We start from the raw sequence: 19872 nt of genomic DNA on the forward strand, positions 1-19872 counted from the left end.
GCAGGAACGCCTGCGTCACCCCGGGTGCACTCGAGGCTACTCGGTCTCCCGCTGATGGCTGAGCCGGACTTCCTCTGCGTCGAGCTCGCCCTGGATGGTGCGCAGAACGGTGTCGTCGATGGTCTTCTCGTCTCGGAGCCGCACCACCGCTGCGCGCTTCCGGGCAATCATGGCCAGCCGGAGGCGCGTGTACTGGCGTGTTCGCACCACCGCGGGGTGCTCGTGCTCGTCGAATCCAACGTTGAGCGCCTCGAGGCGCTCTCCGTACTCGCCGCGGATGCGGTCCACGACGTCATCGTCGGCGTCGATCTCCCGGGCAAGGGAGGGCAGGGCCTCGAGCGCATCCTCAATGGAAGCGCGCTTGGCGACCACCAGCTCCTCGGCGACCGTCGTGTCGTGGGGAATGCGCGCCCACCGGATCACCTTGGGCAGTGCCAAGCCCTGCAGGACCAGCGAGGCCACCACCACGAACGCGGTGATGAACACGATCGCATCGCGCTCGGGAAACTGGGCGGTACTGGGAATCGCGAGGGCGACGGCGAGTGAGACGGCGCCGCGGAAGCCCGCCATCGTGTTCATCACGCGCACGCGGTTCGTAGTGCGCAGCTCGCGCTGGTAGGGGCGGCGGTCGACGGCGCGGATCAGGTAGGCGGAGACGATCAGCACCACAAGACGCGTGACGAGGATCGCCAGGTAGACGGCGATGCCGATGAGCACGACCTGGCCCAGCGCCTGGCCGTTGGTGCGGCCCACGGTGGTCCACAGGCCGGCGATCGCGGCCGGGAGCTCGAGGCCCACGAGTACGAAGAGAGCACCATTGAGCATGAAGCTTGCGAGCGACCAGACGGCGATGGTCTGCTGGCGCGTGTGGGCCGAGACGGACAACGGCGCCGTCCGGGAGAGGTAGAGGCCGCACGCGACAACGGCGAGAACCGCCGAGGCGCCGATCAGCTCGGCACCGAGGAACGCAACGAAAGGCGTCAGGAGGGCCGTCGCGTTGCCGATCATCGCGTTCTCGATCGTGCGGCGGACCCCGACCATCGCCCATCCGACCGCAAGGCCCACCGCGGCACCGCCGACAAACGAGTACACGAACTCGCCCGCCACGAGCGGCAGGCTGATTTCGCCTCCGCTCGCGGCGAAGCCCAGTGCCACTCCGTAGACCACGAGGGCGGTGCCGTCGTTGAGAAGGCTCTCGGCCCTTAGCACCGTCAGCTGCCGCCGGGGCAGCGCCTTGCCCAAGGACGCGAGCGCTGTCGCGTCCGTCGGAGCGACCGCCGCGCCGAGGATCCACGCGGACCCCCAGTCCAGCCCGAACGCGTTCGCCACAGCGGCGACGGCCCCGGCCGTGGCCACCACGAGGAGGGTGGACGAGAGCAGGATGCCCCGGATGAACCTGCGGATCTCCCGCAAGGACGTCGTGAGGCTCTCCCAGTAGAGCAGCGCCGGCAGGAACAGGAGCAGGACCATCTCCGGCGGCAGCCCCACCCCGCGGAACACGGGGATGGCGGTCAGAAAGACGCCGAGGGCCAAGAGCACCACCGGCGGGGTGATCCGCAGCTTGGGCGCGGCAAGACTCCCCACGACAACCGCCGCGCCGAGCGCGACGATGAGTTCCAGACCGAGCATGAGCGTTCTTCCGAGTGCGAGGTTCCGGAACCGAATGTACGCCGCAATTCAGGCGAAGCGGCAGGGGGATCCCGCCGCTGGCCCTATTTCTTGCGGCTCTGGGCCGTCTTCCTGTTGTTGGCCTTCTCCAAGGCGTCGACCAGCTGGCCCTTCGTCATATGCGAACGGCCCGGGACGTCGAGCTTCTTGGCGAGGTCGTAGAGGTGCTGCTTCGAGGCATTGGCATCGACGCCCCCATGGGTCTCGCGCCGGGTCGTCTTGCCGCCTTTGGCCTGCTCGTCGGACGGGCCCTTCTCGTCCTTGGCCTCCCAGTGGTCGCCGACTTTCTCGTGCGAGTGCTTCAGGGCCGAATACGCGACACGATGGGCCCTCTCCTCATCGTGGTAGGTCTTCTCCGCCGAGTCGTGGGCCTTCGCGAAGGTCTGCTGGGCCTTCTTGTCGGAGCGCTGGATGGTCGAGGGGAGCTCGTCCTTCCTCGCCTTTCCGCTCTTGTCTGTCTTCGGCATGGCATCCTCCCTTTCTTCTGGAACGGCAGTGCTCGCTTCCTGAGCACTCAATACCCGATCCGGTCAGAGTTACGCGGCCTTCCTCAGGAGGCCTGTCCGGGAATTCCCCTTGCTCGCTCCCCTGCACCTCTTCGCGTCCAGGCGCCGTCCCGTCGTCCCACCGTTCTCAGCTGACGGTGAGCTCCGCATACATGCCCGCAGCGTAGTGCCCGGGCAGGTTGCAGACGAGCTCGTACCGGCCTGGGGCCAGCGTGAGGGTCACCCACGACTCGGCGCCCGGCAGCACGCCGTCGCCCGCGCCCTCCCCGCACGACGCGGAGGCCTCGCCAGCCGCTCCGTCCTCCCCGATGCGCCCATCTGCTCCGACGATTCGGGCACCTACGCGCTGGCCCTCGCCCAGCGGGAGGACGACGAGCTCGTGAGGCACCGAGCCGCGGTTCGCCGCCACGAAGGAGACCCGGCCGTGGGGCACGCTCCGCACCTCCGGCACGAGGCGCATGCGCCCGCCCGTCATCATGCCCCGGCCCATGTCGGCGAGCGTCACGTCCACGACCGTGCCCGCGAAGCTGGGCGACGAGCACCCGGTGACCACGGGACGAGGACGCGGGCCACCGACCAATGCCACTGCGGCGAGCGACGCCCCCGTCAGCACGAGCACAGCGACCGCCCCAAGGATGATGGTCAGGCGCAGGGACTTCACGGGTTCAGTGTCCGTGGCGCTCCGCGCGCAGGGAAGGGGCCGTTGGCCCCTGGACGCTCCAAGCGGCTTACGCCCACCCGGGCGACGGGCTCTTCATCTCGCCGCACGGCCACGTGCAAACGCGTAATCCAAGCCCGAAGAAAAGGCGAGCTCAGCCCTCGGCTGGAACCTCGGCCGAGGCGGGGCGCGCCGTCGAACGCGGCCTGCGGAAGGTGAGCAGGAACGCGACCAGGCCAGCGACGAACAGGAGACCCGAGACCCACGTGTTCACCCGCAGCCCGAGGATGAGGTTGGCGTAGTCGGAGCGCATGAGCTCGAACGCGAACCGCCCGGCCGTGTACACGGCGACGTACAGGGCCAAGACGCTCCCGGCGCCGAGCTTGAACCGCCGGTCAAGCCAGATGATCACCCCGGCGGTCACGAGGCACCACACCGACTCGTACAGGAAGGTTGGCTGGAAGTATCCGAGCACCGCGGGGTTGCCCGAGGCGTCGGTGACAGCGCGGGCGGCGGCCGGGTCCATCTGGTGGATCTCCAGACCCCACGGCAGGTCGGTCGGGTCGCCGTAGAGCTCGTTGTTGAACCAGTTGCCCCACCGACCGATGCCCTGCGCGGCGAGGACTGCGGGTGAGATCGCATCCGCGAACGCGATGAAGGAGACCCCGGCACGGCGGCATCCGATCCAGGCACCCAGCGCGCCCAGCGCAACGGCTCCCCAGATTCCCAGCCCGCCGTCCCAGATGGCGAACGCGTTCCACGGGTTCCTCCCGGGCAGGAAGTAGAGCTCGGGGTCTGTGATGACGTGGTAGATGCGCCCGCCGATGATCCCGAACGGGATGGCCCAGAGGCTGATGTCGGTGGCCTGGCCCGGGAGCCCGCCCCGATCGGTCCACCGGCGCGCCGCAATCCACAGTGCCACAGCGATGCCGGCGAGGATGCAGAGGGCGTAGAAGCGGATCGTTAGGGGCCCGATCGGGAACCCGCTCACGGTGGGGGACGGGATGTACAAGGGCGCCAAGAGTGTCAGGCTCACGGCCGGATCGTACCAATCGGGCGTGTACCAAGGCTGTACGTGCAGCAATGATCCCCCAGAATGAGGGCGGCTCCACGCGCGAGCGGGTGGTCCACAGAGCCGGATAGGGTGGACGCCGTGGCCGTGACCAAGGATTCCGAACAGAGGACAGGACGGGGCGAGATCCCCGACCCCGTCCTGTTCTCGATCGGCTTCCTCTCCTTCTTCGACCGGTTCGCCACGCCCCCGATGCTCGTGGTGCTCGCCAGCAGGACAGGCCTCTCGCTCGCCGAGGCCGTGGGGCTGGTGGCCTCCTACGCCCTCTTCTACGCGCTCGGCCAGCCACTGTGGGGGTTCATCAGCGACCGGTTCGGCCGGGTCACTGTGCTCCGCGCGGCCCTCGCCGGCCTACTGCTGGCCGCCGTCGCGAGCACGCTGGTCAGCACCCATGTGCCACTGCTCATCGCACGCTCGGCCGCCGGGCTCATGGCCGGCTGCCTCTATCCGACCCTCCTGACGATCCTCGGCGACACCCGGGCCGGGGTCGAACGCGCCCGCGGCCTCTCCGACCTGCAGATCTACTCGGCGCTCGGCACCACGGGGGCGACCCTCGCCGCTGGTGCGATCGCGGCGTTCACCGACTGGCGCGTGGTGTTTGGCCTCCCTGCGGTGGGCAGCGTCGCCCTGCTCCTCTTCCTGCGCAGAGCGCACGACGCCGGCACGCACCGCGGCGGGCACGTAGAGCTCCGCGCGGCGTTCTCGGGCGCAGCACTCGTCGTCTACGGCGTGGCGGTGCTCGAGGGAGCGGTGCTCATGGGCATCCTGACCTACTTTGTCCCGGCCCTGCAGCATGAAGACGTGCCCATCGCCCTCGCGGGCCTCCTCGCCGCCGGGTATGGAGTCGGCGTGATCGTGGGCGCGCGCATCATGCGCCGCCTCGTCCAGCGTTTCTCGCGGACTCAGCTCATGGGGATCGGAGGGGTGGTCCTGCTCGTCGGGTACGCGGCGTCGTCCATTGCGCAGAACCCCACCGCAATCACGGCCACGGCGGTGCTCGTCGGCGCCTCGAACGGGGTCCTGCACTCATCGGTGCAGGGCTGGGCCACGGACGTCGCACCCACAGCCCGGGCCACAGCCGTCTCGCTGTTCGCATGTGCGCTGTTCTTGGGCAGCTCGGTCGGGACCTTCCTCACCGCCGGTCTCGCGGACGCGGGCCGCTACGGCGCCATCTTCCTGCTGGGCCTTGCGGCGACCGTGGTGCTCATCGCAGTGGTCACCATGGGGCACCGGGCGTGGGAGCGGCGTCGGACGCGCTGAAGGTCTGACGCCGCGTCGCGTCAGTGCGGGCCCTGGTCAGATGAAGCCTGCACGCCCTGTGGTGAATCTTGGACGCGAGGCCTACCCTTGAAACGTCCACCACCATGAATCGTCCCGCTGGGATGCTGGGGCTCGGTGAGGCGGCTTCGAGTTCAAAGGAGCACGCCATGACAAGCAACGCGTCACTCAACATCGTCACGACCCTTGCCGTGAAATCCCACAACACCCCGGATGAGAAGCGCCGCCCGGACAAGTCCGAGATCGACCTCGTCACGGTCGGCGACTACACCATCGGCCGCCTCACGTTCGAGCCAGGCTGGCGCTGGTCCGAGTGCATCAAGCCCGTGGCCGGGACCGAGAGCTGCCAGAACAACCACGTGGGCTACTGCGTGGCGGGCACGCTCGAGGTGCGCCTGAACTCCGGCGAGACCGCGACCATCACGGCGGGCGACTCGTACACGATCCCGCCCGGGCACGACGCCCACGTGGTCGGCGACGAGAAGTTCGTAGGCCTCGAGTTCCTCAGCGCCGCCAGCTTCGCAAAGGGCGACTGAACAGCTACGCGACGGGCGACTCGGCGGCGCGGTCGACCTTCCGGTGGAAGTGCATCCCGGCCACGCCGCCGAGCACGGCACCGGCGAGCGCGATGAGCGCTGCAACGATCAGGACGACGATCCCGCCAGTGGTCAGCGTGCCTTCATCGACCGGGATTCGCGGGAAGCTGTTGAGGCTGGAGAGCACATTGAACTGGCTTCCGGCCACCGCAACGACGACCGCGAGGATGATCGCCATGATGACCGCCCACAGCCACACCGCGACGCCCTGCCGGGCCCCGTCGAAGCGTGCCATCCGTCCGGCAACGTAACCACCGCAGTAGTAGGCTACGAAGAGGATCACGGCCACGGCGATGGCACCAGCGATCCCGACCGTCGACCCCTGATTGGCCAACTTGCTGGTGTCGGTCTGGGTGCCGATCGCGACGCCGGCGCCGGCGGCGCTGATCAATGCGGTCAGGAGCACAGACATGCCCATAGCGGTCAGCCATCCGAAGAAGGCGGAGCCGGGCTTCACACCCCCGAAGCGCCTCCTCTGCTCGGCCACGGTGGCCCTGCTGTCCACCGCGTAGCGCTCGGTGTCCTCGTAACGCTCCTCGGCGTCCGCGTCGTACCGTCCACGCTCCCTGGAGCGCTCGCGGTCACCCACATGACGCTCGGAGGCCGCGTCGTACCGCCCACGGTCCCTGTCGTGCTCAGCGTCCGCGGGGTACTGCTCGCGCTCCCTGTAGCGCTCGCGGTCCCCCTCGCGCCGCTCGCGGTCCCCGTCGTAGCGCTCGCGGTCCCCGTCGTAGCGCTCGCGGTCCCCGTCGTGACGCACGGCGTGCGCGGCGGAGCGCTCAGTGTCCCCCTCGCGACGCGTGGCGTCCGTTGGGAAGCGCTCAGTGTCCCCCTCGCGGCGGGTGGCGTCCGCGTCTAACCGCCCTCGGTCCCTGTCACGTTCCGCGTCCGCGGCGGAGCGCTCAGTGTCCCCGTCGTACCGCTCGCGATCCTCGTAGTGATTGTCCCGGCCGTGTTCTGGGTGGCTCACTTGGTCCGCCCTCCTTTGATGGCTGATGTGATGTAGCGGCAACAGTCGTCACGCGCCCCTGTTGCAGGCGCCTGCTGGGGTATTGCCCCGGATCAGCGGAACCAATCGTTTCGTGACCCGCCGTAGTTGACTTGCGGCGACCTGCCGCGGAAACGTTGGGCGCATGTGCGCTGACAAGCTCTTCACTCCCGTAGACCTCCGGGGAATCCAGGCCCGGAACCGACTGTGGGTCTCCCCCATGTGCCAGTACTCCGTCGAGAAGTGGGACGGTGTGCCCACCGAGTGGCACTCGGCCCACCTCGGCTCGTTCGCCCGCGGCGGCGCGGGCCTCGTCATGACGGAGGCGACGGCGGTGAGCCCGGAGGGCCGCATCACCAATTGGGACACGGGGATCTGGAACGATGCCCAGGCGGAGGCGTGGCGCGGGATAGCCGCGTTCATCCATGCGCAGGGTGCGCCGACCGCGATGCAACTCGCCCATGCCGGCAGGAAGGCCTCGACGTTCCGAGAGTGGAGCGGCCACGGGACGCAGCCGGTCGAGGAGGGAGGCTGGGAGGCCGTGGCGCCGTCCGCCGTCGCCTTCGACGGCTACGCGGTGCCCCGGGAGCTCGGCCCCGAGGAGATCGAGGGCGTCGTGGCGGACTTCGCGGCAGCCGCCCGCCGCGCTCTCGACGCCGGCTTCGACGCCGTGGAGATCCACGGCGCGCACGGGTACCTGGTCCACCAGTTCCTCTCCCCGCTCTCCAACCTGCGCACGGACGAGTACGGCGGCAGCCTGGAGAACCGCGCGCGGCTGCTCCTCGAGATCGTACGGGCCGTGCGGGACGAGGCGGGCGACGGCGTGCCCCTCCTCGTTCGCCTCTCCGCCACCGACTGGGTCGAGGGCGGCTGGAACATCGACGACACGATCACGGTCGCGGGCTGGGCGGCTCAGGCCGGCGCGGACTGGTTCGACCTGTCCTCGGGCGGCCTCGTGGCTCGGGCTAGCATCCCGGTCGAGCCCCTGTACCAAGTGGGGTTCGCCACCGCAGTCCGCAACGGGACCGGGATGCCGGTGAACGCCGTCGGCCTCATCACCACCCCGCAGGAGGCAGCCCAGATCGTGGACGACGGCGCGGCGGACGCCGTCATGGTGGCCCGCGAGTTCCTCCGCGACCCGCACTTCGCCCTCCGCGCGGCCCACGAGCTCGGCGTGGAGATCGACTACTGGCCGCCGCAGTACACCCGCGCCAAGTGGCGCACCAATCCCTGAAACCGGCGCACCCTGGCCGCGGCCGCCGCAGGCAACACGACCCTGCCGTGTGCCTTCGTGCTCGGTGGGAGGGGTCAGCGCGGCGTGTCGGGGGGACGACACGCCGCGCTGCCGCCTGTTCCCGAGCCCAGTGTGAGCAGGAACGGACGCCTCCGGGCTTGATATCGTCGCCACACCCGCACCACACCCGACCGAAGGACCTCCATGCCCCGTGCCGAACTCGCCACCGTCGTCGAGTCCCTCGAGTCCGCCCTTCCCGGTCAGGTGGAGACGGACCCGGAGCTGCTTCGTCCCTTCACCACGGACCGTTCGGGCCACCGCTCGGCCGGGGCGCCGCTCGCCGCGGTGTACCCGCGCGCCGTCGAGGACGTGCAGGCGGTCTGCCGGATCGCGTCCGAGGCAGGAGTACCCATCGTGACCCGCGGCGCCGGGACGGGTCTGGCGGGCGGGGCTATCGGCGGGCCGGGCGAGATCGTCCTATCCGTCCGCGACATGGACCGAGTCCTCGAGATCTCCGGCGAGAACCGCCTCGCGGTGGTGCAACCGGGCATCCTGAACGGGGCGCTCAACGCTGTGCTCGCGGAACACGGGCTGTGGTGGGCACCGGACCCGGCGAGCAAGGACATCTCCACGGTGGGCGGCAACATCGCCATGAACGCCGGGGGCCTGCTGTGTGCGAAGTACGGCGTGACACGCGAGGCGGTGCTCGCCCTCAAGGTGGTTCTCGCGGACGGAACGCTCCTGGAGGTGGGCCACCGCACGGTCAAGGGCGTGACGGGCTATGACCTGTGCGCCCTCATGATCGGCTCGGAGGGGACCCTCGGGATCATCGTCGAGTGCACGCTCAAGCTCCAGCCGCTCGTCGCCGGGGAGATCACAACAATCGGCGCGTACTTCGGGACGCTCGAGGCCGCACTCGGCGCAGTCGCCGAGGTGACCAGACAGGGCCATGTCCCCGCGATCATGGAGCTGATGGACCGCCCCACGCTCGATTGCGTGGCCCGGTTCACAGGCCACACGGCCGACGGCGCGGCGTACCTGCTCGTCCAGTGCGACGGCCCCGGCGCGGGTGCCACGGCGGGACAGGTCGCGGAGATCCTCCGCGCGGCAGGCGCCCGGGCCGAGGTCACGACCGAACCGGAGGAATCCAAGCGCCTCGTCGGGGTGCGGCGCGGCGCATTCCCCGCGCTCGAGGCGATGGGCACCCTGCTGGTCGAGGACATCGCGGTCCCCCGCGACAAGATGGGGGCCGCCTTCGCGGCTGTGCGCCGCATCGAGGAGAAGTACGGGGTCATGATCCCCACCTCGTGTCACGCCGGGGACGGCAACCTCCACCCCACCTTCGTCTTCACGGGCCGCGACGTGCCGCAGGAGATCTGGGACGCCGCCGGCGAGATCTTCGCCACCGCCCTCGAGCTCGGCGGGACGCTCACGGGCGAGCATGGGATCGGCCTCCTCAAGCGGCGTTGGCTCGGCGACGAGCTGGGCGCGCAGCAGTACGCCCTCCAGCGCGAGATCAAGAGGGTCTTCGACCCCCGTGGGATCCTCAACCCGGGCAAGGTGTTCTCCGAGTAGCACCGCCCCCCCCCGGGTGCCTCCAGGGCCCTCCTTTTGAACCGAGCGGTGTCAGGGTAGTGCCTCCTCGGGACACCTCCGAACGGGGGACCGGCATTCCAGCCCTCGGGCAATGCACCACCCACACGGAGCAGAGACCGATGGAGGAGAAGACCTTGGACCAGAGCAGCGCCCCCATCCTCGAGGCCATCGAGGAGTACCACCGGCTCGACCGCTACGGCTTCACCCCACCCGGGCACCGTCAGGGCCGCGGGGTGGACCAGCGGACCCTCGACGCCCTCGGGCTGGACACTTTCCGCTCGGATCTCCTCGCCACGGCCGGGCTCGACGACCGACTGTCCCGGGGCGCCATCCTCAGCCGTGCGGAGGATCTCATGGCCGATGCCGTGGGCGCGGACAAGGCGTTCTTCTCCACGTGCGGCAGCTCGCTCTCCGTGAAGTCGGCGATTCTCGCGGTGACCCGCGGGCGCGGGGAGATCCTCATCTCCCGGGACGCCCATAAGTCCGTCACGGCGGGGCTCCTGTTCTCCGGCCTCCAGCCGCGCTGGATCCCCGTCCGTTACGACAACGAGCTCCACATCGCGCATCCGCCGTCGCCGGAGAGCGTCGAGATGATGTGGCAGCGGCATCCCGACGCGGCGGCCGCCCTCGTCGTCAGCCCGACCCCGTACGGTACGTGTGCGGATCTCGAGGCCATCGCGGAGATCTGCCACTCACGCGGCAAGCCGCTCATCGTCGACGAGGCCTGGGGAGCGCACCTGCCGTTCCACGATGCCCTGCCGACGTGGGCCATGGATGCCGGGGCGGACATCTGTGTGGTGAGCATCCACAAGATGGGGCTGGGCTTCGAGCAGGGATCGGTGTACCAGCTGCAGGGCCCGCTCGTGGACCCGGTGCGGCTCCAGCACTGCGCAGACCTCCTGGCGAGCACGAGCTCGAGCGTGGTCCTCTACGCCGGGATCGATGGCTGGCGGCGCCAGATGGTCGCCGAGGGACACGCGCTACTCGACTCCGCTCTCAGTCTGGCGGACCGGCTGCGGGGCGACATCGGGGCACTCCCCGGCCTCCATGTCCCCCGGGAGGAGCTTCTCGGCGTCGAGGCGTCGCACGACCTTGACCCCCTGCACGTCCTCATCGACGTCTCGGGGCTGGGGATCAGCGGGTACCAGGCCTCGGACTGGCTGCGAGCGGAGCAGCGGATCGACATGGGCCTCGTGGACCACCGGCGCGTCGAGGCCACCCTGAGCACCGCCGACGACGACGAGACCGCCCGGAGGCTCCTCGAGGCTCTCGAGAAGCTCACCCGTGCCGCCAAGGACTTCCCCACTCCCCCGCCGATCAGCTTCCCCGAGGGGAGTGACTTCGAACCCGACATGGCCCTGCAGCCCCGCGACGCGTTCTTCGGGCCGGTGGATTCCGTCCCGATAGCCGAGGCTGTCGGCCGGATTGCGGCGGAACAGGTCACGCCCTACCCGCCCGGCATCCCCGCCCTGCTGCCGGGTGAGCGGATCAACGCCGCAATCCTGGAATACCTCCGTACCGGCGTGAAAGCAGGCATGAACCTGCCCGACCCCGCCGACCCGACCTTCCAGACCATCCGCGTCGTGGCCGAGTGACGCTGCCGCCTGCCCACCCGGCAGCCTGCCGCGCCGGCATGGGACGCACGACGACGCCTGGTCAGGTCGTCGTCGTGCGGCACCACAGCGGCCCTCGACGCAGGGCCTAGCCGGGAAGCGGCACGTTGGGCGGCTCCTCGTCGTCGCCGTAGGCCTTCTCCTCCAGGTCCTCCGCCTTCGTGTCGCCCGTGTCGGAGCCGATGCCCGTGTCCCGTTGGAACCCGTCCAGCCGCTCCTGGTCGGACTGCATTTCGTCGGACCGGACGTCCTCGGGGCGGACGCCCTCCGGCTGCTCGTTGGCCATGTACCTCTCCGTTCAGTGCTGGTTCTCATGCTTCCGCTGGACGCCTCGGCACTTACCCCGCAGAGGGGAGGTCAATCGGGCAGGGCCCTAGCGGCCGCCCTCGATCTTGCGGCTGCGCTGCTCGATAGCCCTGGTGCCATAGGGATAGGCCTCGAGCTCGGGCTCGCGACCTGCGTTGCACAGTTGGGGTGGCCCGCATCTCCGCGTGCGCCCGTCGGGTCGATACCCGGCCGCCTCCAGATGCCTAGGCTATCGAGAGATCCTGTCCAGCAGCTTTGGCTGGGCGACGTCGCTCCGGATGACTTTTCGGAGAACGTCTGGACTTGTCGCCGTGCCCGTCCTCTTCTTCACCTCTCGCCGGATGAGGTCCAGCACGGAGTCCGAAAGTATGACATCGAGCAGGAGCTCAGGAGCCGTGGCGGCACTGTGTCGCCAGACCTCCTCGATCTGCCGACGCTTGAGGGACTCGTGATGCAGGTAGAACAGCCGGGAAGCCTTGCTCTCAGCCGGCTCAGGTCCGAGCAGGTCCACTTCGAGGGCGAGATCCACGACGACAGGCAGCCCGCCGGTGAGGTGGTAAACCTGCCAGATCTGCCCATTCGTCAGGACCATCCATTCGATGCCCTCGTTCACGGCATACATCTGGACCTGCCGCAGATGACGCTCGTTGAGCTTCTGACTGACACGCTTGACCTCGATGAATGCGACGAGCTGGCGGTCGATGCGCACGCCGTAGTCAGCGAAATCCTGACGGACCATGTACTCAGTAGTCAGGTCCGCGTACTTGTCGTACCCCAACCCTTCACACAGCAGATCGGTGATCAGGAGGCGGGTATCGCCTTCGTTCGCGTCGCGTTCCAGCAGAGCGCGCAGGGGGTCCCCGAACTTCCGCACAGCCGCCAGGGTCTGCTCCCGCGCGGCTTCCTCCCAACGGGGGACCTTCAGCCGAGGCCTAGCTGGGGTGACCTTTCCGGCCGGATCATCCTCCCCGGACCCAGCCAACATCTCGGGTTGGCCGTCAGACACACCGCCCTCGGCAGGGCCTGAGGGCACGATGCCCTCGTCGGGCAGTCCGTCATCCGCCAGAATGGCAGAACCAATCGCCCCCTCGGCAGGCAGCTCCGCCCCGGGAGTTCCTGGCCGATCCTCTTCGTCCTGTGCAGGTGCCGACGGTGTCCTCCCGGGCCCCGCCAGCTCAGGCGGAAGCTGCGAGTACGGGTCGACCACCCCCATCGAGGCCTGGGTCATGATCCAGTGGATCGTCTCCACCCACGGCCCCACCGCGGGGTGCTCCGCCTCGGGCGCCTCCAAAGACCTCGTCACGGCCAGCACTTCCAACACTTGATGGGTCGGCACTACGTGCCCAGCTTCACTAGCTGCCTCGGCCCACCGGATCAGCGCGGCATATCGAGCTGAAGCCTTCGCCTCCATCGGAATCCCCCAATCCCGGCGGCACCCTGGACCGCCCTCTACAGACCCTAGCCGAGGCAACTGACCCGGTGCGGCCGCCCCGGCCCCGTTGTTCGACGGCCGGTCGCCCGCCAGCCCGAAGCCACAGTCCCACAGCAGCCCTAGTCCGGAGCGTGTCACGGCGCGACGGTGGTGACACCTTGGGCGGTGAAGCGCCGGCTCGAGCTTGGAGGGGGAGCGCCGCGGCCAGATCTGGCCACTCGATGAAGGAATCTCGAGTGGCCAGATCTCGCCCGCCGAAGGCCCTACCGGCCGCCCTCGATCTTGCGGCTGCGCTGCTCGATGGCCTTGGTTCCATAGGGATAGGCCTCGAGCTCGGGCTCGCTGACTTTCGTGAGCTTGGCCATCTCCTCCTCGCCCAAGGCCAGGTCGGCCGCCTTGAGGTTGTCCGCGAGCTGCTCGCGGGTTCGGGCGCCAAGGATCACGGACGTCACGGCGGGCCGATCGGCGACCCAGCGCAGGGCCACCTGCGCGTGCGAGACGCCATGCGTCTCCGCGACCGAGCCCACGGCATCGATGATGTCCCAGGTCTTGGCGCGGGCGTTGCGCGGGCCCCACGCCTCCATGCCGCGTTGGGGATCCTCGCCGAGCCGCGTCGCGCCGGTCGGCTGCGTGTCGCGGTGGTACTTGCCGCTCAGCCAGCCCCCGGCGAGGGGGCCCCACGGCAGCAGGCCCATGCCGGCGTCGAGCGCGGCGGGCACGACCTCCGACTCGATCCCGCGCACGAGCAGGTTGTACTGCGGCTGGAGGGTCACGGGAGCGGCCCAGCCGTGGGCCTTGGCCTCGTAGACGGCCTTGGTGAGCTGCCAGCCGAGGAAGTTGGAGAAGCCGTAGTAGCCGATCTTCCCGACGGCCACGGCGTCGTCGAGGAAGCGGAGCGTCTCCTCGATGGGGGTGTGCGGATCCCACGCATGCATCTGGTACAGGTCGATGTGCTCCACCCCGAGCCTCCGCAGCGACGCGTCGAGTGCCGTGCGGAGGTGGCGGCGCGAGGTGCCGTGGTCGTTGGGCCCGTCCCCCATCGGGAACCGGCCCTTGGTCGCGATGACCATCTGCTCCGCCCGCTCGGGATTCGCGGCGAGCCACCGCCCCACGATCTCCTCGGACGTGCCGTGCGTGTAGACGTCTGCGGTGTCGATGAACGTGCCGCCGGCCGCGGCGTAGTCATCGAGGATGGCGTGGGACGTTGCCTCGTCGGCTTCGTGGCCGAACGTCATGGTTCCGAGGGCGAATGCCGAGACGATTGCCCCGCTGCGTCCGAGAGTGCGGTACTCCATGGTTTTCCTTCCGTTGAGTGAATGCTCGAAGAGCTGTTCGTCCCACGCTACCGGCGCCCCCCAGACCCGTGGGAGGTCCTGACAGGACCAGTCTCAGACGCACGACGGCGCGGGGCCGGGCCCGCGCGGTCGCCAGGCGGAGGTGGTCGGGCAAGGAGGAGCCCAGCTTCCCCGCACACAACGCGCCTACGTCTGGGCGACGGCGCAGAGTCTCGCCACGATCCCCCGAAGCTCCTCCGGCGTCGCCCGGCCCGGGCCCGACGAGAACGTGGTGTCTGCGTGCAGCATGAGTGCGGCGAAGACGAGCCCCACGGCGAGGCGCGCGCGTTCCGGCGTCGCCCGCTCCTCAGCAAGACGGATCACGTCCCGGCGCGCCCCCGAAGACCACTGGTGGAGCGCGGCCAGGAGATCCGGTTCGTAGCCCATGAGCCGCTTGATCCTCGGAATGTCGCCTTCAGGACCCTCAGCGATCCCGGACACGAGCTCGCAGAGGTCGCCCACGAGGGTGCCCTCGCCCTCGAGGAACCGCCGCTCCTGCTCAGGGGACAGCGGCTGCTCGGGGACCCCGAGCGTAGCCGCGGCCTTGGACGGGAAGTAGTTGAAGAACGTCCGCTCGGAGATGCCCGCAGCAGCGCAGATGTCCGCGATCGTCACCTGGCCGAGCCCGCGATCGGCCGCGAGGGCGAACGCGGCGTTGTGAATCGCACGCCGCGTCCGCTCCTTCTTGCGCTCGCGCAGGGTCCCTGGTGCGTCGTCGGACACAGGACTGCCCTCCATGGCACTCACCCCCGGTTGACTTTGATCGCGCCCGTGTCCGGGCCGGTCATCGCCCCGGTCTCGGCGGCCGCCATCGCGGCGTCGGACTCCAGATCGTCGGCCGTCCCCTGCGCGTCGGCCTGCTCCTGGAGCGCCGAGCGCTGCCGCAGCGGCGGCACGCGGAAGAACCAGGAGAGGATGAATGCGAGGATCGTGACTCCGAGGCCTACCCAGTAGATGGTCACCGCCGAGCTGTTGAACCCGACGAGGAACGGCCGCGAGAGCCGCTGGTCGGCGCCCTTCAGGAAGGAGGTATCCGACGTGGTGGACGACCCACTGGAACTGGACTGCCCGTCCTTGAGCTTGTCGAGCATGGTCGGCGCGAGCTTGTCCACGATCGCCTTGCGCTGGGCGTCGTCGGCGTAGTCCACTTCGAGTCGACCGTTGACGACGCCGGCGCCCGCCTTCTGCGCCGCGGCCTGGAGGGCCGTCTGTTCGGCCGCGGGCTTCGCTGCCGCGACCTGGGCATCGATGATGCCCTGGGCGGCCGACGCCGGGACCGCACCGGCGGCGACCTGCTTCTGGACGGCGGCTGTCACCTGCTGGGTCACCGTCTGGTCCGCGGCCTGCTTGGCGGCCGCGGAGCCCTGGTTGAGGCCCGACTGCACCTGCTCCTTGACCGGGGTGACAATCGGGTTCCAGACCTGGTTCATGACGCCCTGATTCGACGAGTTCGAGGCGATCGACGGCGTGAGGGCGGCGTCGAGCGCCGTCGTGAGATCGTCCTTGTTCTGCATCGCGGTGCTGATGTTGGTGGGCATCGTCGAGAACAGCACGGAGAGCAGGACGGCGGTGCCCATGGTGCCGCCGATCTGGCGGAAGAAGGTAGCGGAGCTCGTGGCAACGCCCATGTCCTTGGGCTCAACTGAGTTCTGCGACGCGAGCACGAGGGACTGCATGAGCTGGCCGAGGCCGAGCCCGAGCAGGAACATGGCGCCCATGAGGAACCACAGCGGCTTGTCGACTGTCATTGACGTGAGGACGAAGTAGCCGACCGCCATGAACAGTGTGCCGAGCACCGGGAAGATGCGGTATCTGCCGGTGCGCGAGACGATCTGCCCCGAGGCAATGGAGGCAACCATGAGACCGCCAATCATCGGCAACGTCGCGAAGCCGGACTCGGTGGGGCTCAGGCCCGTGACGAGCTGGAGGTAGAGCGGAAGCGTCAGCATCGCGCCGAACATCGCGAAGCCCACGAAGAATCCGATGACTGTGGCCATCGAGAACGTGTGGGAGTGGAACAGTCGCAGCGGGATGATCGCGTTGGGCCCCATAGCCCGCTCAATGAGGATGAACGCCACGAGTCCCACGCCGCCGATCACGAAGCACGTGATGGACAGCGCGGAGCCCCAGCCCCACTCGCGGCCCTGCTCGGCCACGAGGAGGAGCGGGACGAGGGTCACGATGACGGCCGTGGCGCCCCACCAGTCGATGCGCGGCGCGGTGTTCTTGTGGAATCTCGGAAGGTGCAGGAACGCGAGCACCATGAGGAGCGCGAGGATGCCGATCGGAACGTTGATGAGGAACACCCAGCGCCAGCCCGCCACCCACAGGATCTCGTTGGCGTCGGAGAACATCCCGCCGATCAGCGGGCCCACCACCGAGGAGACGCCGAAGACCGCGAGGAAGAAGCCCTGGTACTTGGCACGCTCGCGTGGAGCGAGGATGTCTCCCATGATCGCCAGCGGCAGCGACATGAGCGCGCCTGCGCCGATGCCCTGGAACGCGCGGAACGCGGCGAGCATGATCATCGACGTCGAGAACGAGGACAGGAATGAGCCGAGGATGAACACCGCGAGGCCGAAGATGTACAGCGGGCGGCGTCCGAAGATGTCGGAGAGCTTGCCGTAGATCGGCGTGGCGATGGTCGACGTGATGAGGTAGGCGGTGGTGACCCACGCCTGCTGGTCGAGTCCGTGGAGGTCGTCGCCGATGGTCCGGATCGCGGTGCCTACCACGGTCTGGTCTAGCGAGGACAGGAACATGCCCGACATGAGGGCATAGATGACCAGCATGATCTGACGCTGGGTCATCACCTCGCCCGACGGCGCGGGGGCCGCGTTGCGCGCGGCCCGGCCGGACGCTGCTTGAGACATCAGGGGTCCGAATCTCTCAGAGGGGGTTTAGGGTGCGCTTAGCTCGCCGAAACTACTTTGCAGACTCTGCAAGTTTACACACTCTGCAACAATCCGGCTCTCCCGGAAACCTGTGAGTTTCCCTACCCCTCGTCGATCCGCTTGAGCAGGTCCCCGAGCGCGTCGCGGATCTCGTCGTGGTCGTACTGGGACGCGCGGCTCTCCCCCGAGATGACCGCACAGCGGTGGACCTTCTCCAAGTCGCTGAAGGGGAACTTGTACCGCCCCTTGGTGCCCGACTCGTCGTCGTCCACCCCGAGGAACCAGCGCGAGTACTCGCCCTCGCCGTGCTCGTCGAGGTACGCGCTCAGCTCCTTGGTGGACGGCGCGTGCTCGCTCCAGTCGTCGCGGGAGTCCCGCACCACCTTGCCGTCGCGAATGAGGGATTTCGCGTTCTCGTAAGCCTTCTTGTTGAGCTTCACTTCCGGTTCCTCCTTCCGGACGCATGACGCCGCGGCGCCGCCTTCCGCCCGAATGCTTACCCGCCGCCGGGCTGCCGAACCCGGACGATCGGGAGGTCCAGCTCCTCCCCCAATCGCTCCCAGTGGGCGGCGGGCTCCGAGGCGAACCTCAGCTCGAGCTCCTCCTGCGTCCTTCCGATATGGGCTGCCAGCCGCTCGGCGAACACGGGCTCGAGCGCGGCGACGGCCACGAACCCGTCGGCCGTCGGGTAGATGCCGTACCCGGGCAGGCCCCCGGCGAGGGGACCCCCGCGGGAGGTGAGGCCGAAGCGGGCGGCAGCTGCGGCGTCGTGCGCGGCCTCGTCGAGGACCACGCGTACGTGCCGGCCCTCGGTGCCGTGGTCCCGCGCGCGCAGGGCGAGGAGCGCGGCGGCCACGGCGCGCTCGGCGCCGAGCAGGTCGGCGATGGGGACGAGCGGCATCGCGGGCGGGCTGAGCGTGCCGTGGGCGGCCTGATAGGTGAGATCGTGGCCCGGGCGCTCGGCGCCGTCGCCGTCATGCCCGACAATCTCGACATGGGCGAGCCCGCGCAGGCGGACGGCCTCTGGGATCCCGAGCCTGACGAGCGCGGAGGGGCGGTGCGCGGTGAGCAGCAGGTCGGCGCGGACCAGGAGCTTCTCGAAACGGGCGCGGTCGGCAGGGTCCTTGAGGTCAAGTGTCACGATCTCCTGCCCGGCGACGAGCTCGCGGTACCAAGCTGGCGCACCTGCCTTGAGCGGATCGCCCTGGGGCGGCTCGACCTTGACCACTGCCGCGCCGAGCGTAGCGAGCCTCGCCGCGGCGAGCGGGCCGGGGAGGTTGACGGCGAGCGTGACCACCGTGGTACCGGACAGCGGGTCTCGCGGGCGTGGGTCGCTCCCCTCGGGCTGCTCTGTTTGCTCCATGCAGACCAGCATGCAGCACCTTCGCCAGAGTCGAAGGGCTAGGGCGTCCCGACGGACGAAGCTTGCCCGCCGGATAATCCAGGCCAGAACCTGGGTTCAGCGGCCTACGGCCCGAGGGCCGGCGACGACGACCCCGTACTTCGCAACGGCGCCCCAAGGATCAGCCCGTCGATGAGGAAGTCGACGGCGAGCGGTCGCTGCGGGGACCGAAACCGGGCCTCAACCCCGGCCTGTCAGCGCTTGTGCCGTCGGCTTCCGCCGTGCCAGTCCTCCTCTTGGCCCGCTTCCCCGTGCGTCACGCCGAAGCTGCGCAGCTGCGGCCGCTCCCGCAGGCTGCGCTTGAGCTCGGCAAAGCCCGGGAACGATGCGAGTCCGACAACGTGGTCCCAGAGGCTGACCGCGTCCGGCTCGGCGGGCAGGCGGCTGATCACGGGCCCGAAGAACGCCATGCCCTCGGGCGGCCGGAAATGGACGATCGGCGTGCCGACGTCCTTCCCGGTAAGGGAGAGCGCCCGGTCGGTCTCCGCGCGCAGTAGCGCGTCCCAGCGGTCGTCTTCCAGCGCCTCGGCCAGGTGCCCCGGCAGGCCGGCCTCGGCCAGCAGCGGTTCCACGAAAGCCCGGCTGCCCCGTTCGGCCGGGTCCAAGTCCTCCGAGCCCTCCGCATCAAACACTTGGGCGCCAATGGCCTCGTACAGCGGCCCCACCACGGCCGGGCCGTGCTCGGCTCGGGCCCGCGCGGCCAACCGCAGCAGCCGCAAGCCGGAGGTGTGCCCGGCCTCGTACCCGGGCGGGAAATGGCGCTCGTAGTCGATATGGGCATTGAGCATCCGTAGGGAGATGAACCGCCAGTTCACGGTGTAGCCACGCTGGAGGGCGACGCTGCGGACCCATTTGCTTGTCAGCCAAGCGAACGGACACACCGGATCGAAGTAGTAGTCGATGTCCGATTCGGCCATTCCAAAGCTCCTCTTCCTTCGCTCATCCTCTTCTGACTCCCGTGCACCGGTGACCCGGCGCCCGCGCGGCCCGGGTCCCCTGGCTGCAGCGCCGGGTTGCAGAACAGCCCTTCGGCCCGGACGGTTCAGTGAGTTGGTGCCCCCTGGATGCCCGCGCCCTGGGCGCGCGGGTCCGTGCTCATTTAACCCTCAGGGTCATGCTGGAGTGGTAGGTGTAGTTGTAGGTGTAAGAACCGGGTTTTGCGGGCGCGGTGAAGGCGGTGCTGGTCCCTGCTTTGACGACTGCATCGAAGGAGCCCTCATCAGCGGTGATAGTGGCGGTCAGGGCCAGGGCGAGGCGCTGGCGGGTCGTGGTGGTCTTCATGGCGTTTTCCTTAA

At 69.1% G+C, this 19872-nt stretch carries 19 protein-coding genes; 5 read left to right on the plus strand and 14 right to left on the minus strand.

The genetic code is table 11. The features are described 5' to 3' along the window. Window positions 1-36: 36 nt before the first annotated feature. From LF262_RS08705 to lgt, 4 genes are all read right to left on the minus strand, one after another. Window positions 37-1629 carry a Na+/H+ antiporter gene (locus LF262_RS08705; RefSeq protein ID WP_235779908.1) on the minus strand — a complete coding sequence of 531 codons (1593 nt, stop codon included), beginning with the start codon at window positions 1627-1629 and terminating at the stop codon, window positions 37-39. Between the two features lie 83 nt (window positions 1630-1712). Continuing rightward, entirely contained in the window at window positions 1713-2135 is a 423-nt protein-coding gene (locus LF262_RS08710; protein ID WP_235779909.1) for a ChaB family protein, read from the minus strand. A gap of 166 nt (window positions 2136-2301) precedes the next feature. Beyond that, window positions 2302-2835 (minus strand): sulfocyanin-like copper-binding protein, encoded by a 534-nt coding sequence (locus LF262_RS08715; protein WP_235779910.1) that lies wholly within the window; start codon window positions 2833-2835, stop codon window positions 2302-2304. Between the two features lie 151 nt (window positions 2836-2986). Next, window positions 2987-3868, minus strand: a complete 882-nt coding sequence (gene lgt / locus LF262_RS08720; protein ID WP_235779911.1) for a prolipoprotein diacylglyceryl transferase — start codon at window positions 3866-3868, stop codon at window positions 2987-2989. A 117-nt stretch (window positions 3869-3985) separates the two neighbouring features. On the opposite strand from lgt, the gene LF262_RS08725 reads away from it, so the two are divergent. Further along, complete coding sequence (locus LF262_RS08725) at window positions 3986-5164, plus strand: MFS transporter (protein ID WP_235779912.1); 1179 nt, start codon at window positions 3986-3988, stop codon at window positions 5162-5164. Between the two features lie 167 nt (window positions 5165-5331). Beyond that, window positions 5332-5718, plus strand: a complete 387-nt coding sequence (locus LF262_RS08730) for a cupin domain-containing protein (protein WP_235779913.1) — start codon at window positions 5332-5334, stop codon at window positions 5716-5718. Window positions 5719-5722: 4 nt separating this feature from the next. Here the strand turns inward: LF262_RS08730 and LF262_RS17095 are convergent, their stop codons facing one another. Next, window positions 5723-6748, minus strand: coding sequence for a hypothetical protein (locus LF262_RS17095; RefSeq protein ID WP_235779914.1), 1026 nt, complete (start codon window positions 6746-6748; stop codon window positions 5723-5725). A 163-nt stretch (window positions 6749-6911) separates the two neighbouring features. Between LF262_RS17095 and LF262_RS08740 the strand changes: the two genes are divergently transcribed. The 3 genes from LF262_RS08740 (at window position 6912) to LF262_RS08750 (ending at window position 11191) form a co-directional block, all read left to right on the plus strand. Then, window positions 6912-8000 (plus strand): NADH:flavin oxidoreductase/NADH oxidase, encoded by a 1089-nt coding sequence (locus LF262_RS08740; RefSeq protein WP_235779915.1) that lies wholly within the window; start codon window positions 6912-6914, stop codon window positions 7998-8000. A gap of 204 nt (window positions 8001-8204) precedes the next feature. Beyond that, window positions 8205-9575, plus strand: a complete 1371-nt coding sequence (locus LF262_RS08745) for an FAD-binding oxidoreductase (RefSeq protein ID WP_235779916.1) — start codon at window positions 8205-8207, stop codon at window positions 9573-9575. Window positions 9576-9730: 155 nt separating this feature from the next. Further along, window positions 9731-11191, plus strand: a complete 1461-nt coding sequence (locus LF262_RS08750) for an aminotransferase class I/II-fold pyridoxal phosphate-dependent enzyme (RefSeq protein ID WP_235779917.1) — start codon at window positions 9731-9733, stop codon at window positions 11189-11191. A gap of 106 nt (window positions 11192-11297) precedes the next feature. Here LF262_RS08750 and LF262_RS08755 read toward each other — a convergent pair whose 3' ends face one another. From LF262_RS08755 to LF262_RS08795, 9 genes are all read right to left on the minus strand, one after another. Next, the gene (locus LF262_RS08755; protein WP_235779918.1) at window positions 11298-11495 is read right to left on the minus strand and encodes a hypothetical protein; all 198 of its coding nucleotides are present in this window, start codon (window positions 11493-11495) and stop codon (window positions 11298-11300) included. A 249-nt stretch (window positions 11496-11744) separates the two neighbouring features. Continuing rightward, entirely contained in the window at window positions 11745-12818 is a 1074-nt protein-coding gene (locus LF262_RS08760) for a type I restriction enzyme HsdR N-terminal domain-containing protein (RefSeq protein ID WP_235779919.1), read from the minus strand. Window positions 12819-13210: 392 nt separating this feature from the next. Further along, window positions 13211-14242: an aldo/keto reductase gene (locus tag LF262_RS08765; protein WP_235779920.1), complete on the minus strand. Its 1032-nt coding sequence runs from the start codon at window positions 14240-14242 to the stop codon at window positions 13211-13213. Window positions 14243-14428: 186 nt separating this feature from the next. Then, window positions 14429-15019: a TetR/AcrR family transcriptional regulator gene (locus LF262_RS08770; RefSeq protein WP_235779921.1), complete on the minus strand. Its 591-nt coding sequence runs from the start codon at window positions 15017-15019 to the stop codon at window positions 14429-14431. Window positions 15020-15024: 5 nt separating this feature from the next. Further along, window positions 15025-17154 carry a DHA2 family efflux MFS transporter permease subunit gene (locus LF262_RS08775; protein WP_235779922.1) on the minus strand — a complete coding sequence of 710 codons (2130 nt, stop codon included), beginning with the start codon at window positions 17152-17154 and terminating at the stop codon, window positions 15025-15027. A 122-nt stretch (window positions 17155-17276) separates the two neighbouring features. Further along, entirely contained in the window at window positions 17277-17615 is a 339-nt protein-coding gene (locus LF262_RS08780) for a hypothetical protein (RefSeq protein WP_235779923.1), read from the minus strand. A gap of 56 nt (window positions 17616-17671) precedes the next feature. After that, the gene (locus LF262_RS08785) at window positions 17672-18538 is read right to left on the minus strand and encodes a CoA transferase (protein WP_235779924.1); all 867 of its coding nucleotides are present in this window, start codon (window positions 18536-18538) and stop codon (window positions 17672-17674) included. A 233-nt stretch (window positions 18539-18771) separates the two neighbouring features. Then, a complete protein-coding gene (locus LF262_RS08790; protein WP_235779925.1) occupies window positions 18772-19494 on the minus strand; it encodes a mycothiol-dependent nitroreductase Rv2466c family protein in 723 nt (240 codons plus the stop codon). 178 nt (window positions 19495-19672) lie between these two features. Next, window positions 19673-19872, minus strand: a 200-nt coding sequence (locus LF262_RS08795; RefSeq protein ID WP_235779926.1) for a cupredoxin domain-containing protein, incomplete at its 5' end; no start/stop codon positions are given.

Origin of the sequence: Sinomonas notoginsengisoli, from assembly GCF_021554725.1 — a bacterium.
GTDB lineage: Bacteria > Actinomycetota > Actinomycetes > Actinomycetales > Micrococcaceae > Sinomonas > Sinomonas notoginsengisoli.

Excerpts from the sequence above, each read along its gene's own strand:
- LF262_RS08710 (WP_235779909.1), bottom strand. The coding sequence starts at position 2,135 with ATGCCGAAGACAGACAAGAGCGGAAAGGCGAGGAAGGACGAGCTCCCC.
- LF262_RS08790 (WP_235779925.1), bottom strand. The coding sequence starts at position 19,494 with ATGGCCGAATCGGACATCGACTACTACTTCGATCCGGTGTGTCCGTTC.
- LF262_RS08755 (WP_235779918.1), bottom strand. The coding sequence starts at position 11,495 with ATGGCCAACGAGCAGCCGGAGGGCGTCCGCCCCGAGGACGTCCGGTCC.
- LF262_RS08775 (WP_235779922.1), bottom strand. The coding sequence starts at position 17,154 with ATGTCTCAAGCAGCGTCCGGCCGGGCCGCGCGCAACGCGGCCCCCGCG.
- LF262_RS08730 (WP_235779913.1), top strand. The coding sequence starts at position 5,332 with ATGACAAGCAACGCGTCACTCAACATCGTCACGACCCTTGCCGTGAAA.
- LF262_RS08765 (WP_235779920.1), bottom strand. The coding sequence starts at position 14,242 with ATGGAGTACCGCACTCTCGGACGCAGCGGGGCAATCGTCTCGGCATTC.
- LF262_RS08705 (WP_235779908.1), bottom strand. The coding sequence starts at position 1,629 with ATGCTCGGTCTGGAACTCATCGTCGCGCTCGGCGCGGCGGTTGTCGTG.
- LF262_RS08745 (WP_235779916.1), top strand. The coding sequence starts at position 8,205 with ATGCCCCGTGCCGAACTCGCCACCGTCGTCGAGTCCCTCGAGTCCGCC.
- LF262_RS08785 (WP_235779924.1), bottom strand. The coding sequence starts at position 18,538 with ATGGAGCAAACAGAGCAGCCCGAGGGGAGCGACCCACGCCCGCGAGAC.
- LF262_RS08770 (WP_235779921.1), bottom strand. The coding sequence starts at position 15,019 with ATGGAGGGCAGTCCTGTGTCCGACGACGCACCAGGGACCCTGCGCGAG.
- LF262_RS08740 (WP_235779915.1), top strand. The coding sequence starts at position 6,912 with ATGTGCGCTGACAAGCTCTTCACTCCCGTAGACCTCCGGGGAATCCAG.